The 16,112-nt window shown below is 52.3% G+C and carries 15 protein-coding genes; 10 read left to right on the top strand and 5 right to left on the bottom strand.

Annotated elements, in window-relative coordinates; translation table 11 throughout:
* Positions 1-50 precede the first annotated feature (50 nt).
* From BUB30_RS22620 to porX, 3 genes are read right to left on the bottom strand one after another with little or no spacing between them, the layout of a single operon-like run.
* Positions 51-1,274: an alanine dehydrogenase gene (locus tag BUB30_RS22620; RefSeq protein WP_073138458.1), complete on the bottom strand. Its 1,224-nt coding sequence runs from the start codon at positions 1,272-1,274 to the stop codon at positions 51-53.
* Positions 1,246-1,704 carry a tRNA (adenosine(37)-N6)-threonylcarbamoyltransferase complex ATPase subunit type 1 TsaE gene (gene tsaE, locus BUB30_RS22615; protein WP_073138456.1) on the bottom strand — a complete coding sequence of 153 codons (459 nt, stop codon included), beginning with the start codon at positions 1,702-1,704 and terminating at the stop codon, positions 1,246-1,248. The genes BUB30_RS22620 and tsaE overlap by 29 nt, the downstream gene beginning before the upstream one ends.
* Complete coding sequence (gene porX / locus BUB30_RS22610; RefSeq protein WP_073139644.1) at positions 1,701-3,260, bottom strand: T9SS response regulator signal transducer PorX; 1,560 nt, start codon at positions 3,258-3,260, stop codon at positions 1,701-1,703. The genes tsaE and porX overlap by 4 nt, the downstream gene beginning before the upstream one ends.
* 84 nt (positions 3,261-3,344) lie before the next feature.
* Between porX and BUB30_RS22605 the strand changes: the two genes are divergently transcribed.
* From BUB30_RS22605 to BUB30_RS22565, 9 genes are all read left to right on the top strand, one after another.
* A complete protein-coding gene (locus BUB30_RS22605) occupies positions 3,345-4,568 on the top strand; it encodes an HD domain-containing protein (protein ID WP_073138454.1) in 1,224 nt (407 codons plus the stop codon).
* A gap of 109 nt (positions 4,569-4,677) precedes the next feature.
* Positions 4,678-5,739: a UDP-3-O-(3-hydroxymyristoyl)glucosamine N-acyltransferase gene (gene lpxD / locus BUB30_RS22600; protein ID WP_073138452.1), complete on the top strand. Its 1,062-nt coding sequence runs from the start codon at positions 4,678-4,680 to the stop codon at positions 5,737-5,739.
* Positions 5,740-5,830: 91 nt separating this feature from the next.
* The gene (locus BUB30_RS22595) at positions 5,831-7,228 is read left to right on the top strand and encodes a bifunctional UDP-3-O-[3-hydroxymyristoyl] N-acetylglucosamine deacetylase/3-hydroxyacyl-ACP dehydratase (RefSeq protein WP_073138450.1); all 1,398 of its coding nucleotides are present in this window, start codon (positions 5,831-5,833) and stop codon (positions 7,226-7,228) included.
* A complete protein-coding gene (gene lpxA, locus BUB30_RS22590) occupies positions 7,225-8,013 on the top strand; it encodes an acyl-ACP--UDP-N-acetylglucosamine O-acyltransferase (RefSeq protein WP_073138449.1) in 789 nt (262 codons plus the stop codon). The genes BUB30_RS22595 and lpxA overlap by 4 nt, the downstream gene beginning before the upstream one ends.
* 3 nt (positions 8,014-8,016) lie before the next feature.
* Positions 8,017-8,655: an ABC transporter ATP-binding protein gene (locus BUB30_RS22585; RefSeq protein ID WP_073138447.1), complete on the top strand. Its 639-nt coding sequence runs from the start codon at positions 8,017-8,019 to the stop codon at positions 8,653-8,655.
* 110 nt (positions 8,656-8,765) lie between these two features.
* Positions 8,766-9,245 (top strand): hypothetical protein, encoded by a 480-nt coding sequence (locus tag BUB30_RS22580; protein ID WP_073138445.1) that lies wholly within the window; start codon positions 8,766-8,768, stop codon positions 9,243-9,245.
* A gap of 142 nt (positions 9,246-9,387) precedes the next feature.
* The gene (locus tag BUB30_RS22575; protein ID WP_073138443.1) at positions 9,388-11,172 is read left to right on the top strand and encodes a hypothetical protein; all 1,785 of its coding nucleotides are present in this window, start codon (positions 9,388-9,390) and stop codon (positions 11,170-11,172) included.
* Positions 11,173-11,184: 12 nt separating this feature from the next.
* Positions 11,185-11,835: a DUF2306 domain-containing protein gene (locus BUB30_RS22570; protein WP_073138441.1), complete on the top strand. Its 651-nt coding sequence runs from the start codon at positions 11,185-11,187 to the stop codon at positions 11,833-11,835.
* A 183-nt stretch (positions 11,836-12,018) separates the two neighbouring features.
* Entirely contained in the window at positions 12,019-12,273 is a 255-nt protein-coding gene (locus BUB30_RS22565) for a hypothetical protein (RefSeq protein WP_073138439.1), read from the top strand.
* A 76-nt stretch (positions 12,274-12,349) separates the two neighbouring features.
* On the opposite strand, the gene BUB30_RS22560 is transcribed toward BUB30_RS22565, so the two are convergent.
* Positions 12,350-14,713, bottom strand: coding sequence for an endonuclease MutS2 (locus tag BUB30_RS22560; protein ID WP_073138437.1), 2,364 nt, complete (start codon positions 14,711-14,713; stop codon positions 12,350-12,352).
* Entirely contained in the window at positions 14,710-15,096 is a 387-nt protein-coding gene (locus tag BUB30_RS22555) for a DUF4296 domain-containing protein (protein ID WP_073138435.1), read from the bottom strand. The genes BUB30_RS22560 and BUB30_RS22555 overlap by 4 nt, the downstream gene beginning before the upstream one ends.
* A 134-nt stretch (positions 15,097-15,230) precedes the next feature.
* Here BUB30_RS22555 and BUB30_RS22550 point away from each other — a divergent pair, with 134 nt between their 5' ends.
* The gene (locus BUB30_RS22550; RefSeq protein WP_073139641.1) at positions 15,231-16,109 is read left to right on the top strand and encodes a DUF58 domain-containing protein; all 879 of its coding nucleotides are present in this window, start codon (positions 15,231-15,233) and stop codon (positions 16,107-16,109) included.
* Positions 16,110-16,112 lie beyond the last annotated feature (3 nt).

Genomic DNA, 16,112 nt, shown 5'->3' with positions numbered 1-16,112 from the left:
TATTACGGGTTATTCGCCAGTCAAAAAACTCGAAAGAAGTGCAGAAAAAATCAGAACCGGGCAGCCAAAAGCAACTCGATGTTCTTGTGCTTCAAGCCAAATTTTCGCGCCACATGCTCGTTTGTCAATCCACCCTTGTAGGTGTAGACGCCCTTCATAAACCACTTGTGCGAAAAGATCATCGCCTCCACGCCACCCTCTTCGGCAGCGCGCAAAATGGTAGGCGTAAAAATATTGCTCAATGCATTCGCCGCCGTGTGGGCCACCCGTGATGCCACGTTTGGCACACAATAATGAATCACACCGTGCTTGCGGAACACCGGCTTACTTAGCGTGGTGATCTCTGAAGTCTCCACACATCCGCCCTGGTCGATACTAAGGTCGATGATGAGCGAATCCACTTTCATCTGCGTGACCATCTCTTCCGTGATCACATGGCGAGGTCTTCCTTTTTCTGCGCGCAAGGCGCCTACAACCACATCGGCGGTCTTTAAGGTGTCGCTTAAGGTGATGGTATCGATGGTGGAGGTATAGATCTGTTGGCCCAGCAAATGTTTGATGCGGCGCAACTTATACAAATGATTATCGAACACCTGGACATCAGCGCCCAACCCCAGGGCCGCACGCACGGCATATTCTGCCACGGTGCCTGCACCAATGATCACTACTTTTGTCGGAGGCACACCGGTGATGCCGCCCAGAATAACACCTTTCCCATTGTTGGCCGTGCTCAAATATTCGGACGCAATCAAGAGCACGCTGCTGCCCGCAATCTCGCTCATGGCGCGAATGATGGGCATGCCGCCCACCTTATCTTCAATGAACTCGTACGCCAGCGCGGTGATTTTCTTTTTCATCAGGGCTTGCAGGCTCTCCACTTTCAGGTGGCCCAATTGCAACGCCGAGATCAGCGTCTGTCCGGCATGCATCAACTCGATCTCTTCGAGGGTGGGTGGTTCGATCTTGAGGATGACGTCGGCCTGGTATACTTCCTGGGGCGAGTACACGATCTTCGCGCCCGCGTCACTGTATTGTTTGTCGGAAAATTTCGAGCCGATGCCGGCCTTGGCTTCCACCCACACTTCGTGGCCGTTGTTCACCAGCAACGCGACGGCGTCGGGGGTGAGGCTGATGCGGTTTTCCTGCAGCGATATTTCTTTGGGCAAGCCAATAAAAAACGTGTGCCGTCTCTTTCGTACTTCAAGCAACTGCTCTTGCGTTTGCATGCTGGCTTTGGCTAGCGCCTCAAAGCCCGTTTTCTTCTTCTCGGTCATGGACTGAAATCACTATGGTTCGTTCTGTATTACTGTCTACCTGGATGGACACTTCCGCATATCGCGGGGGGATTAGGGAAGGGATCTTTTCCGGCCATTCTACAAAGCAAGGATAGCCCGAATAAAAATACTCCTCTGTTCCAATATCATATGCCTCCGCTTCGTGCTTTATCCTGTAAAAGTCAAAATGAAAAATCTTGGTATGCGCCAGTGTCTCATATTCGTTTACAATCGAAAAAGTGGGGCTGCTCATAGCATCCTGCACGCCGGCCAGCTTGCCGATCGCCTTGATCAGCGTCGTTTTGCCGGAGCCCATCTCACCATGAAATAACCATACCGGGAACGCCTCCAGGCGCCCGATCACGTTATGTGCCACTGCTTCTAAACCCGATTGTGTTACCGAACGGAACACGGCCTCCTCTACGATCATGACGCATTCTTCGAAGTTAAGAAAATTATGGGTATGATGATCTCCTCCATGCTCACCCCGCCGTGCTGAAAGGTGTCTTTATAGAAATTCACGTAGTAATTGTAGTTGTTCGGATAGGCGAAGAACTGGTCCTCGATGGCAAACACATAGGAGGACGACACGTTGAGTTTTGGCAAAAAGAGGCGCTCCGGCTTCAGCACGGTCATTACTTTCTCGCCTTCATATCCCAGGTTCTTGCCCTGTTTATAGCGCAGGTTGCTGTTCACACTCCGGTCGCCAATGATCTTGAAAGGGCGCTTGACGCGGATGGTGCCGTGGTCGGTGGTGATGACCACTTTCACATCTTTCTCTGCGATCTTTTTCAGAATGTCGATCAGGGGAGAGTGCAGGAACCATGATTTCGTGATAGAGCGGTAGGCCGATTCGTCCGGCGCCAACTCGCGCACCATCGCCATGTCGGTGCGGGCGTGCGAGAGCATATCCACGAAGTTGTAGACCACCACATTGAGGTCGTTCTGAAAAAGATTGTTCACCGTGTCGGCCAGGCTTCTGCCTTCCTCCAGGTTCTTGATCTTGTGGTACGACATCTTCACGTTCAGATTGTTCCGGCGAAGTTGTTTGGACAAAAATTCGGATTCAAAATTATTCTTGCCCTCATCTTCGTCCTCGCCTACCCACAGGTCGGGGTTGGTCTTTGCCATTTCGGAGGGCAGCTGTCCGGAAAAGATGGCGTTCCGGGCATAGGCCGTGGTGGTGGGCAGAATGGAATAGTAGGTTTCTTCGCTGGTTACGTTGAAATATTCCGTAAGCACGGGCTCGATCACTTTCCACTGATCGTAGCGCAGGTTATCGATCAGGATAACAAACACGGGTTTCTTACCAATCTCAGGGAATACTTTTTTCTTCATGAGCTGGTGCGACAGCAAGGGCTTTTCGGCCTTGGGGTCGTTGAGCCAGGAATCATAATTCCGGATGATGAACTTGGCGAAGTTGGCGTTGGCCTCCGTCTTTTGCATGTCGAGCACCTCGCCCATGTCCTGGTTGTCGGCGTGGTCCATTTGCAGCTCCCAGAACACCAGCTTCTTGTAGATGTCGGCCCACTCTTCGTGGTTCATATTTTCCTGGAAGGCCATGCTGATCTTGCGGAATTCCTGCTGATAGTTCAGGTTGGTCTTCTCGATGATCAGGCGCTTGTTGTCGAGTATTTTTTTTACGGCCAGCAGGATCTGGCTAGGGTTGAGCGGCTTGATGAGATAGTCGGCGATCTTCGAGCCGATGGCCTCTTCCATGATGTGCTCTTCCTCGTTCTTGGTGATCATCACCACGGGGAGGTTAGGCTTATTATTTTTGATCTGGGTGAGCGCTTCCAGGCCCGACATGCCGGGCATATTTTCGTCGAGGAAAACCACATCAAAGTGCTTGTCGTCTGTGAGCTCCACCGCCTCCGTGCCGTTGTTTACCGGCGTGATATCGTAGCCCCGTTGTTCGAGAAAAAGAATATGAGGCTTCAACAAATCAATTTCATCATCCGCCCACAAAATGCTATATCTTTGCATAGTTGAAAATTTCACCAATTTAACCATTAATCGTTATCCGCTGACACGATCATCAGATAAAGGATTGACGTAGAACCCTGAAGGATGAACAAAAAGAAGATCATTAACGATCCCGTGTATGGATTTATCACCATCCCGACGGAACTGATCTTCGACATCATCTCTCACCCCTATTTTCAACGGCTCCGCCATATTAAACAACTCGGTTTGACCGATTATGTTTACCCGGCCGCCCAGCATACCCGCTTTCAGCACGCGCTTGGCGCCCTTCACCTGATGGGACTGGCTTTGGACGCCCTCCGGCTGAAAGGCGTCGAGATCTCGGACGAGGAATACGAGGCCTCCCAGCTGGCCATCCTCCTCCACGACCTGGGTCATGGCCCTTTTTCGCATACGCTGGAGTACTCACTCCTGCCCGGCATCCGCCACGAAAGCCTGTCGTACCTGATGATGGACAAGTTGAATGCCGAATTCAACGGCGCATTGAACCTCACCCTGAGGATCTTTCGCAATAGCTACCGGCGCAAGTTCTTCCACCAACTCGTATCCAGCCAACTGGACATCGACCGCCTGGACTACCTGAAACGCGATAGTTTTTTCACTGGCGTGCAGGAGGGCTCTATTGGCGTGGACCGGATCCTGTCGATGCTCACCGTGCACCGCGACCAGGTGATGGTGGAGGAGAAAGGGATTTACAGCATCGAAAACTTTCTGAATGCCCGCCGCCTCATGTATTGGCAGGTGTATCTTCATAAAACCACCGTGAGCACGGAGCGCATGTTGGTGAACCTGATCCGCCGCGCCCAGGTGTTGGTGCGGGGAGGCGAGACGGTGCCGGCCAGCCGGCCGCTGATGTCCTTCCTGGAAAACGAGTTCACCCTGGCCGACTTCAAGGATACCAAGCTGCTGGACGCTTTTGGCCGTTTGGATGACAATGATATTTGGGGCGCGCTGAAGTTTTGGCGCGACCACAACGACCGGATCCTTTCGCTGCTTTCGGAGATGCTGATCGAACGGAAATTGTTCCGGATCAAGCTCAGCGCCGATCCGATCCGCAAAAGCCAGGTAGAAAAAATACGGGTGGCCGTCATGCGCAAATATGGAACCCTGCGCTCGGAGGCCGCCTATCTTTTTTCGCACGGCACGGTCAGCAACGAGGCTTACGCCGAAGGGCACCAGATCAATATCCTGATGCGCAGCGGCGAGGTGCTGGACATCGCCCAGGCGTCGGAGTTGCCCAACATCAAGGCGTTGAGCAAAATCGTCAAAAAAAACTATCTGTGCTGGCCTAAAAATGTATCTTTGTAGATTCGTTATGCTGTGACCCCGCACGCTTTAACCGATAGCACAAACTTGGCTTTTGTCTGAAATCTGAAAGAGGAATAACGTATCGACGAACGATTTAACCATTGAAGGAATGGAATTTACGGTCAATCAAATAGCCGCGATGCTCGGCGGAGAAGTTAGTGGTAATGGCAATGAAAAGATCAACATGCTGGCCAAGATCCAGGATGCCAAGCAGGGCCAGATCGCTTTTCTTTCCAACCCCAAATACGAACAATACATTTACACCACGCAGGCCACGGCCGTTATTGTAAAAAAAGACTTTGTCCCCAAAAAAGAGGTTGTTTCAACGCTCATCCTGGTGGAAGATCCCTACATCAGTTTCACACGTCTGCTGGAGGAATATCACAAGCTGATCAGCTTTCAGAAGAGCGGCGTGGAGCAACCCAGTTTTATGTCAGAAAGCGCGACCATCGGCAAGGACTTCTATCGCGGCGCCTTCTCTTATATCGGCAACAACGTGAAGATCGGCGACGGTGTAAAGATCTATCCCCATGCCTATGTTGGCGATAACGTGGTGATCGGCAACCATTGCATCCTGCACAGCGGCGTAAAGATCTATGCCGACACCAAGATCGGCAATCACTGCGTGATCCATTCCGGTTGTGTGATCGGCAGCGACGGTTTTGGATTTGCTCCCCAGGAAGACGGTTCTTATAAGACCATTCCTCAACTGGGCACCGTCATCATTGAAGACCACGTGGCCATTGGCGCCAACACCGTCATTGACTGCGCCACCTTGTTTGGCGACGCCACCATTGTCCACCAGGGTGTGAAGCTGGACAACCTGATCCAGGTTGCTCATAATGTAGAGATCGGCAAAAACACGGTCATCGCGGCCCAGGCGGGCGTGTCGGGTTCGACCAAAATCGGCGAAAATTGCATCATTGGCGGCCAGGTGGGCATTGCCGGGCACCTTGTCATTGCCAATCACACGGGTTTGGGCGCCCAAGCGGGCATTTCCAAATCCATTAAAGAAGAAGGTCAGAAACTCATGGGCTCTCCTGCCTACGACTACGGGGAGTACTATAAGTCCTATGCCGTCTTTAAAAAGCTTCCGGACTTCCAACATCGCCTCCGCGAGTTGGAAGACAAGGTCAAAAAGTCGGAAAACACTTCGCTTTCAGTGGATTAAGGGGCTTTTCAAGGGGCTGTAAAGGGGGTGTAAAGGCAAAATTGGATAATCTCCTGTTTGCAGTTAACTTTGCCCACTTTTGCAACACTAAATGCTCAATATCAAACAGCAAACTATCCAGAAATCCGTAGCCCTTTCGGGTGTCGGACTTCATAGCGGGGTGCAGACCAACATCACTTTTGTGCCCGCCAAACCCAACCACGGCATAAAATTCCAGCGCATTGACCTGCCCGGATCTCCCATCATCGAGGCCGATTGCGACAATGTGGTGGATGTCTCGCGTGGAACCACCATTGAGCAAAGCGGTGCCCGCGTAAGCACCATAGAACACACCCTGGCCGCCTGTACAGGCCTTGAAATCGACAACGTACTCATCCAACTGGACGGCCCCGAGTGCCCGATCATGGATGGCAGCTCCATCGAGTTTGTAGACGTGTTGAAAGCCGCCGGAACCGAAGAACAAAATGCCCTGCGCGACTTCTTTGAAGTGCAGGAACCCCTGTTCTACCGCGAAGCCGCCCGCAACGTAGAGATCGCCGCCCTTCCGCTGGACGACTACCGCGTGACGGTGATGATCGACTATAATTCCCCCGTGCTGGGCAGCCAGCACGCTTCGATTACCGACATCCGTCAATTCGAAAAAGAGATCGCCTCCTGCCGCACCTTCTGCTTTTTGCATGAGTTGGAGATGCTGTACAAGAACAACCTCATCCGCGGCGGCGACCTGAACAACGCCATCGTGATCGTGGATCGCGTGGTACAAGAGAACGAACTGGAAAACATTGCCAAAATGCTGGGCAAACCTAAAGTTGCCGTGAAGCAGGAAGGCATTCTCAATAACATCGAGCTTCGTTACAAGAACGAGCCGGCCCGGCACAAGCTGCTGGACATCGTGGGCGACCTCACGCTGGCCGGAAGACCTTTGAAGGCGCAGATCCTGGCCGCACGGCCCGGTCACGCGGCCAACGTAGCGTTCGCCAAGAAGCTGAAGAAGGCCATGCAGGAGTCGGACAAAAAGGGAAGACCCAAATACAATCCCAGCTTGCCCCCGGTGATGGACATCAACAAGGTGGCCGCCACCCTGCCCCACCGTTATCCCTTCCTGCTCATCGACAAGATCATTTACCTCGACAACGAAAGCGTGTCGGGCGTGAAGAATGTTACGGCCAACGAATATTTCTTCCAGGGGCACTTTCCTGGAAACCCCGTGATGCCCGGCGTGCTTCAGATCGAAGCCATGGCGCAGATCGGTGGGATCCTGGTGTTGAACACCGTGCCCGACCCGGAAAATTACTGGACGTATTTTCTGGGCATTGAAAATTTCAGATTCAGAAAAATGGTATTGCCCGGCGACACGCTCGTGATCCAGTGCGACTTGCTCGCACCCATCAAGCGCGGCATCGCCAAAATGACCGGCCGCGCCTACGTAGGCAACACGCTGGTGTGTGAAGGTACCATGACTGCTAGCATAGTTCGTAAAGACGCATGAGCCGATTCCCATTGACCAACGTACACCCCGACGCCATCATCGGCGAAAACGTGACCATCGAGCCGTTTGCCACCGTTCAAAAGAACGTCGTGATCGGTGACGGTTGCTGGATCGGACCCAACGTCACCATCATGGAAGGTGCACGCATCGGCAAGAACTGTAAAATATTTCCCGGCGCCGTCATCAGTGGTGTACCCCAGGATCTGAAATTCAGGGGCGAAGAAACCACAGCCGAGATCGGCGACAACACCACCGTACGCGAATGTGTGACCATCAACCGCGGCACGGTAGACAAATATAAAACCGTGATCGGCTCCGACTGTCTCATCATGGCCTATGCCCACATCGGGCACGACTGCATCATTGGCAACAATTGTATCCTGGGCAACACGGTACAGCTGGCGGGCCACGTGGTCATCGACGATTTCGCCATCTTTGGTGGGGCCTGTGCCGTGCAACAGTTCTCCAAGATCGGAGCGCATGCCTACATCGGCGGAGGCTCGCTGGTGCGCAAAGACATTCCCCCGTTTACAAAAGCAGCACGTGAGCCGCTTTCGTATGCCGGTATCAATACCGTGGGTTTGCGCCGCCGGGGCTATTCGTCGGAGAAGATCAACGAGATCCAGGAGATCTACCGCATGATCTTTATGAAGGGACTCAACAACTCCAAGGCCATCGAAATGGTGGAAAACGAGGTGCCCAGCAGTGAAGAGCGCGACTACATCCTCGATTTTATCCGCAATTCCGAGCGGGGCATCATGAAAGGTTACGAAGGCAACGACTAAGCCGTGACCCCCGTCAACACCCCGCTATCGATCCAGGTCCAGCAATTGGGGAAGAAATTTAACCGCGACTGGATCTTTCGCAAGTTCGACTACACCTTCCAATCCGGCCAAACGTACGCCATCACCGGTCCCAACGGATCGGGGAAGTCCACGCTTTTACAGGTACTTTGGGGACAAGTACCCCCCAGTGCCGGCACCGTTACCTATACCACGCACAACGGTAGCATACCCGCCGAAAGCATTTTTCAGCATCTTGCCATTGCCACCCCTTACCTGGACCTTATCGAAGAGTTCACCTTGCGGGAACAACTGCGTTTTCATTTTAAACTAAAACCCTGCCGCCAGGGATGGAGCGAGGCGGAAGTATTGGAAAAGATGTATCTCACGCACGCCCGCGACAAATACATTTCCAACTTTTCGTCGGGCATGAAGCAGCGTTTGAAGCTGGCCCTGGCCTTTTTTTCACAGGCGGACATCGTGTTTCTGGACGAGCCGGGCACCAACCTGGACCAGCAGGCATTCGACTGGTACCAGCAGCAATTGGCGGCCCTGCCCCCGCAATGCCTGGTGTTTATTGCCAGCAACCAGCCGTCGGAATACCCGGCCAGTGCTCAGAAAATCGACATCATGCGCTTCAAATAGCGGTTACAACCGGGGACCGGAAGCCATTAAGATATGTTTCATCCCCGCAAGGGGATACGGTTTGATTTTATTATTTTTACTGGCATCTTCGTAATATTAACAGTTAACGCATGAAACATTTGAACCGAGTATTTACCCTTTTGATCCTTGTTAGCGCAGCGCTCTCTTTCAATGGTTGCAAGAAGGACGAGAACAAGCAATCCGAAGAGGAAACGCAATTAAACAAGCTCAAATCCGATCAGTGGACGCTCACCTCAGCCGCAGATCCCTCGGACCGGACGGCAGAATATCCCGGCATGAAACTCACCATTTCTGGCAATTTCACCGAAGGCGGAACCTATCACTACACCAGCACGGCCACCTCATGGCCCAGTGTGAGCCCTTGGAAAAAAGAAGATGACTGGAAATTCCAGCCTGCCGCGATCAGTTCTGGTATCGTGCGCCAAAGCGATCTGCAGGCCATGGACTATACACTCTCCAACTCCGACAAAACCCTGACCATTCACTTCACCTACTCCGGCCCGGGCTTTAACAACGGCCGCACGGAGTCAGTGGAAGGCGATTGGACGTTTGTCTTCACAAGACCTTAAGGTTTTTATACCCTACAGAAAAGCTTCCTCGAAAGGGAAGCTTTTTTTGTGGATGGAGGCCATTTTGTTTATCGCAAAAAGGTCATGCCCTTACTGGCTAAACTATAACTTCTAACCCCACACGGGTTGTCTAAATGATATTATGAAAACATCCACGACGATCTGGATTATTGCTGCCGTGGCCTGCCTGGCATGGGCTTGCAGCGTTGTAAAAAAGGAAGCTTCAGAAAAAGAAATCCGCGTTTTTCTTTCGTCGTTCCAGGCGTCGCTCGGCCAGTCGGACGAGGTGATCCTGAAACAGTTCACCAACAAGCAATCGCGTGAGTCGATCCTGTCGGCGATTGGGATCCTGCAAAACAAGGAAAAGGAATATGTTACCTGCGAAGCCTTTTTTGACAATGCCGCCATCGAAGTTGTTGCCACGGGAACAAAAGTGACGGTGCCCGTAAAGCTTCATGCCAACTTCCCTCCCGGCGTCGACTTTGGCGATGAAGACGATGGTTCGTCCTCGTTGGTGCTTTGGCTTTCGCTCCGCAACGGCGCGATCGTGATCGATCAGTTGGATGGTGATGAATTCTACAGCGACTTCGCACGACTCAAGAATCAGATCGAATGGTCGGTCGACACTGAAAAGGAAATTGCAAAACGCGCACCGTTCTATGAACGCGCCAAGGCACTGCAGCAAAACTTCGATTCGGTGATCTGGTATGCCACGTATAAGGCCAAGAATTATTACTATGTCGTGCAAGGAAACTGGGTTCTCGCAGAAGATAAGGGCAAGCCCGCCACAACCGACTACACCATGGGATTGGTCGATGAAGCCGGAAGCACCATCATCCCGGTCGAATATGAATTGATCGGCACCCTCGGGTTCGACAGCCCGAACGTTGTGGAAGTAATAAAAGGTGGCAAGACCGGGTACTTCAACATTGAAACCAAACAACTGACCATACCCGCCACCCATGACATGATCATTCCCTATGGAAAGGACAATATCGCTTACCTCGTAAAACAGGATACAACCTATGGCTGGTATAACGACACCTTGGAGTACCAAGTGGGTTTTCCCAATGACACCCTCCAGACTTGGGTGAAAAGCTTCGGTTTTTTACCCCGTGAAATGCGCTTCGCCAATGGCAATCAAACGTTTTGCGAAATACCCAACCGGGCCCACGCGGGCAGCGGCATTCTGATGCTCCCGTCGTATCTGGTGACAACCGGATTGTTCGATAGGGTCATTTCCGGCATTTCCACCACTCCATTTGCCATGAACGGGTGGACCGACTACATCGAGACGAAAGGGTCGCTCTTCCAAACGGTAACCGACCAGGTTAGCGCACTGGTTTCCACCATCCGCAACAGCTACATCGAAGGGCGGGAAGAATTTTATACCGAAAACCGGCTTGTCTTATTCGATAACAAAAAAAATGATACCCTTACGGTTACTACTATTTCGGCAGAGTCGGTTGAACACATCAAACGGGTCAGCGATAATTTACTGGAGATAAAATACTTGCCGACCTACTGGTGGGAGGAAGAGTATGAAGAAGAGAACCTGCCGCAATATTCCTATTTCTCATTGAATGAGGATTTTTCCATCGCCGCGCTACCCAGCAACAGAACGTTTGCGCAGACGCAGTTCATCAAATTAGATAGCAGTTATGTATCCGGCAAATTCACGACCCGCGACAAAAGAAACCTGGATTTTATTTCATTGGAAACTGCCATGTACCTGTACGACGACATTTTGGCCAGCTACGGCCTCAGCTATCCCGAGGAACAACGATACAAATTCCCTCAAAGCTACAATCCGCGCTATTCGACAAAACAGGAGTTCGACGATCAACTTACCGAGATCGACCGGCACAATATTGCGTTTCTACAAAAAATCATCACAGCGCTGTTAAACGCAAAACCGGCGGCATAGAAGAATTTATTCATGAAACGCTTATTGTGGGTTCTGGCATTTTTCCTTACCATGCTGCTGGCCGGCAACGCCCTGACCTATCTTAATTTCGACCCAACGTACAGTTTTCTCCGTTTGAAACAGGCGGCCATTGCCACGGGCTGGTACTTGCCCGCCTACTACGCGCACGTGCTGGTGGGCGGCGTCATTTTAGTGGCCGGTCTTTTCCAACTCCATCCCAAATCCAACCAAAAATTCAAAAAGACCCATCGCTTTCTGGGATATGTCTACGTAATGGGCATCCTCTTTTTTGCCGCGCCGGGCGGCCTCGTCATGAGCCTGTTCATTCAACGTGGCCCCTGGGTGTTGACGAGCTTTCTTCTCCAGGCAAGCTTGTGGTTTGCCTTCACGGCGCTAGCGCTCAACCGCATCCGCAAGAAAGATATCGCCGGTCACCGTCGATGGATGATCCGAAGTTATGCTCTGACGTTTGCTGCCGTAACTTTGAGATTGTATGTGCTCATCAGCTCCTTTCATTACAGCCTGAATGTTCCAGAAGCCTATGCCACCATCGCCTGGCTGAGTTGGGTACCTAATCTCCTGATTGCCGAACTTGTGATCCACCAAACTATTCCGGCGAGTCATCGCACGCATCATCCATCGCATACGCACCGCACGAACTGATATCGATCTTTGATTTTAGTTCCATCGCTGCCGACCGTCTACGTGTAGGTCAAGCGTTATCGACGTATTTCATGCCCTGTTTTCTGCCAATTTTACAAACTGCAAAAATATTGCAGCGTGGAGATACATTTTTGATTCGCGCATAGGATTGCGCGCGATTTAAAGCCATGTAACCCCACTTGTATGAATTTTGACAATCTTATTACGAATGACCGGCGGCGAAAGATCTTCGATGCCGTGATGTCGCAACCCGGACCTTTTACCATCAAACAAATTCTAAGCTCTGTTCCCAACGAGGGCTTCAATTACTATATGGTCCGGGAGTTGCTTCAAGCGCTGACCTACCGCGGATTTTTGACGGAAGAATCAATTCGCACCAACAAATCGAAGGGCGGGCGCCCCACTACGCTTTACATTCTTTCAAAGGCCAGCCAGTAGCTTTTGCTTCGCGCGACGCATCGATGGAAATAATTTTTACGGGAGGTGTTACTTGACGGTGGCCATAAATGCGGGCTCATTTCAACACTACCACGGTAATACCATCCCCCCCTCTTTCGATGTGTTCGTCTTTGATGCTGGCCACTTGTTTGTAGGTTTTCAGGTGATCGCGCACCACTTTTCTTAAAACACCCTCACCCTTACCGTGCAGGATGCGAAGTTCGCCCTGGGCCAGCAAGATGGCCGTGTCCATGAATTGGTCGAGTATGCCAATGACCTCATCGACGCGCTTCCCACGGATGTCGAGGGTGCTGTTGAATTGTGTGCGCTTTTCGTGGACGTTGATACCGGCCGACCGGAGCTTGGCGGCGATTTCTTTTTCCACCGTGGCCGTGATCTTTTCGAGTTTGTCGAGTTTGGTGATGGACTTTAGCAAACCGAATTGCACGGTCGCGTTTTTTCCCTGGATGTTGAGGATCACGCCACTGCCCTCCTGGCCTGTGATTCGCACCCGGTCGCCTTCTTTCAGTTCTACCTCCGGCTTCTTTTCTTTTTTAGGAGCCTCGCCTACTTGTTGCGTGAGGGTCTCGAGGTTCTTTCGCACCTTGATTGTCTCCTTCTTTTCCGCTTTGTTCTCCTTGATGTGACGGATGGTCTTCTCGATCTCGCGGTTGGTGTTCTTCAGCAATTGGGCCGCGTCTTCTTTGGCGCGGTTGATGATCTCCTTCTTGCGTGTTTCCAGGTCGGTGGACAGCGTTTGATATTTGGCCAGCGATTGTTTCAATTCGGTTTCCTGGCGCTCCATGCGTTTTATTTTTTCGCTCAGCTCATGGCGTTCTTTTTCCAGCGAGCGCACCATGGTCTCGAATCCGGCCAGGTCCTTGCCCACGAGCTTTTCGGCCTCTAGCAGCGTCTGTTGTGGAAGGCCGGTTTTGCGGGCGATCTCCAGGGCGAACGAGCTTCCAGGCTTGCCGATGTCGAGAATGTAGAGGGGCTCCAGGTGCTGATCATCAAAGCGCATCGCAGCATTGCGAATGCCGGGTTGCTGGCCGGCAAATAATTTCAGGTTATAGTAGTGGGTGGTCGCCACACCCCACACGCGTTTCTGGAGCAAGGCGTCCAGGATGGCCTGCGCGATGGCACCACCAAAATCGGGGTCGGTGCCAGAGCCCATTTCGTCCAGCAACACGAGCGACTTATCGGCGGCCGACTGAATGAACACGTTCATGTTTCGCAGGTGACTGCTATAGGTGCTCAGGTCGTTTTCGATGGATTGCTGATCGCCAATATCCAGGAAGATGTCTTGAAAAATTCCCGCCCGCGAGCGGTCCGACACCGGTATGAGCATGCCGCATTGCAGCATGTATTGCAACAGTCCGACGGTTTTCAAACACACGGACTTCCCTCCGGCATTGGGACCAGACACCAGGAGCATCCGCTGTTGCGCATTGAGCTCGATGGTGAGTGGCACCACATCGCGTTTGCCTTTCAGACTGAGGTAGAGCAAGGGATGCCGGGCAACGTACCACACCATCTCGGGTTTTGTTTCCAGGATGGGCAGGTCGGCGTTGATCTCGACCGAGAATCTGGCCTTGGCGCGGATGAAGTCCAGTTGCGACAGGAAGCGGTAGGCGCTTTTCAGTACGGGCAGTTGTTCACGGAAGTCGTCGGTGAGGGCTTTCAGGATGCGGATCACTTCGCGTTTCTCGGCGTGTTCGAGGTCGCGGATCTCGTTGTTGGCATCCAGCATTTCGGCGGGTTCCATGAATACGGTTTGGCCGGTGGCCGACTCGTCGAGAATGAAGCCCTTCATGCGGCGTTTGTGTTCGGCCTGGATGGGGATGACCACCCGGCCATCGCGGATGGTGGGCAGGGCGCCTTCGGGCACCCAGTTTTCGCTCACGGCGGTGCGGAAAATCTGGTCGGCCAACTTTCGCAGGCGACCTTGTTCATCGCGAAGTTTCTTCCGGATGCGACCCAACTCGGCGCTGGCCGAGTCGCGCACCTGTGCTTTGTCGTCGACGGTTGAAAAAATAGATTGCACCAGCGCTCCCGTTACCCTGACGGGCTCGGTCATGCGAAACAGTTCGGGGTAGATTTCGGCGGCCTTGGTCAGGAAGTTCTTGCAGGCCATGATGGTCTCCAGCGAATAGGCCATGCGCAGGAATTCGTCGGCATCGAGCCAGTTGCCTTCCACGCTGATCTTCTGGATCCATTCGGTGGCATCGAGGAAATATTGTGTGGGGAAGGCCTCTGCTTTTTCGAGGATCTGGCGAAATTCCAGGTTCTGTTTTAGCAGCACGCGTATAAATTCGGGCTCGGAGCTAAAGCGCATCCGGTCCACCCACTCTTCGCCGGCGGGTGAATGGCAATAGCTCTTCAGCTTTGCGCGGATCTGGTTGAACCCCAGTTTTTCTTCGAACGACTCGGGATAGATCATTTGGGCTGGCCTGAAAGAATGCGTTGCTCCCGGAGGTTCATGGAGTCAACCAGTTGGGAATAGATGCCCTCCATGATCTTTGGGCGATCGATATAATAATCCATTGACAGGCGAAAAATGGAGTCGGTGGTGCCGGCCTTTTCGAAGACCTTGTCTTTCAGTTTTTCAAAGATCAGGTCGGCCGTATCGCGTTTCAGCCCCAGGCTGTTCACTTTTTGTTCCACCACATAAATATCCGACAGCAGTTCGAGCATTTTCTCCTCGGGGAGTACCCCCTGCGAGACGCCTCCCCCTTTTCCGCACGAAAACAGCACGGCCACCACCAGGGCAAAACACCAGGGTGTGATGGGCAGATGCAGCAGGCCTTTCGCAGATTTTCTCAACCTATATTCAATTTTGGATCGGCAAAATACTCATAATTGTTCTATTTTTGGCCAATTCCCTATTATGGAAGGGCCTTGGTGGGCGGAAACTTGTTTCTTCCTGCGGGGTTTTAATCAAATTCAGTACCAATCCGGTGAAAGCGCTTTTAAAAAAACTACGTCGCTACGAGATCCAGATCCGCAAGGCCATCAACAGCCAGATGCAGGGTGACTTCCACTCTGTGTTCAAAGGATCGGGCCTGGAGTTTGACGACGTCCGCCCGTACCAGTACGGCGACGACGTGCGCATCATCGATTGGAACGTTTCGGCCAAGGGGCACGGCACGTTCGTTAAAACCTTCCGCGAGGAAAAAGAACAAACGGTATTCTTCATCCTCGACGTGAGCGCTTCCGAAGACATTGGCAGCCCCGGCAACACCAAGGCCGACATCGGCAAGGAGATCTGTGGGGTGCTGGCCCTTTCGGCCTCCAAAGAATCGGCACACGTCGGACTCATTTGTTTTTCGGATGTAAAGGAAAAATATATCAAACCCAGCAAGGGTCACTCGCAGGCTTATGAGATCATCAGCACGCTGGTCAAGCTGCGACCCCAGTCGCTGAAAACGGATTTGAACAAGGCCATCGCTTTTTCCCTGAACGCCATCCGGCGTCGTAGCGTGGTCATTCTTATTTCGGATTTTATCGATGAGGGATATCAGAAAAATCTCAAGGCCCTGGCCCGTCGCCACGACCTGGTGGTCATTCACATCAGCGACAAGCGCGAGACGCGGCTGCCTAAACTGGGCATCATCCCGGTGATCGACAAGGAGACGCAAAAGACGTTGTGGATCAACACGTCGTTTGGCGACTTCCGCGAGAAGATCAGCAAGCGGCACGCGTCGCGCAAAGCGGAACTGGAGCAATTCAGCCGTAAGCATGAGATCAATTTTATTTCGCTCGATACCGACGAAGATTATGTGCCCAAGCTGCTGCGATTATTTAAAGTAAGAAACAAATCGCTAAAAACTTCGTGACCG

This window comes from Chryseolinea serpens, from assembly GCF_900129725.1.
In the GTDB taxonomy this organism is placed as follows: Bacteria; Bacteroidota; Bacteroidia; order Cytophagales; family Cyclobacteriaceae; genus Chryseolinea; species Chryseolinea serpens.
Note: the sequence above shows the minus strand (reverse complement) of the source record. Positions and strands in the feature narration are given on the sequence as shown.

What these genes read in the sequence shown, in the direction of transcription:
- porX (WP_073139644.1), bottom strand. Translation starts at nt 3,260, where the DNA reads ATGCAAAGATATAGCATTTTGTGGGCGGATGATGAAATTGATTTGTTG.
- lpxD (WP_073138452.1), top strand. Translation starts at nt 4,678, where the DNA reads ATGGAATTTACGGTCAATCAAATAGCCGCGATGCTCGGCGGAGAAGTT.
- BUB30_RS22605 (WP_073138454.1), top strand. Translation starts at nt 3,345, where the DNA reads ATGAACAAAAAGAAGATCATTAACGATCCCGTGTATGGATTTATCACC.
- tsaE (WP_073138456.1), bottom strand. Translation starts at nt 1,704, where the DNA reads ATGATCGTAGAGGAGGCCGTGTTCCGTTCGGTAACACAATCGGGTTTA.
- BUB30_RS22575 (WP_073138443.1), top strand. Translation starts at nt 9,388, where the DNA reads ATGAAAACATCCACGACGATCTGGATTATTGCTGCCGTGGCCTGCCTG.
- BUB30_RS22580 (WP_073138445.1), top strand. Translation starts at nt 8,766, where the DNA reads ATGAAACATTTGAACCGAGTATTTACCCTTTTGATCCTTGTTAGCGCA.
- lpxA (WP_073138449.1), top strand. Translation starts at nt 7,225, where the DNA reads ATGAGCCGATTCCCATTGACCAACGTACACCCCGACGCCATCATCGGC.
- BUB30_RS22570 (WP_073138441.1), top strand. Translation starts at nt 11,185, where the DNA reads ATGAAACGCTTATTGTGGGTTCTGGCATTTTTCCTTACCATGCTGCTG.
- BUB30_RS22560 (WP_073138437.1), bottom strand. Translation starts at nt 14,713, where the DNA reads ATGATCTATCCCGAGTCGTTCGAAGAAAAACTGGGGTTCAACCAGATC.
- BUB30_RS22565 (WP_073138439.1), top strand. Translation starts at nt 12,019, where the DNA reads ATGAATTTTGACAATCTTATTACGAATGACCGGCGGCGAAAGATCTTC.
- BUB30_RS22595 (WP_073138450.1), top strand. Translation starts at nt 5,831, where the DNA reads ATGCTCAATATCAAACAGCAAACTATCCAGAAATCCGTAGCCCTTTCG.
- BUB30_RS22620 (WP_073138458.1), bottom strand. Translation starts at nt 1,274, where the DNA reads ATGACCGAGAAGAAGAAAACGGGCTTTGAGGCGCTAGCCAAAGCCAGC.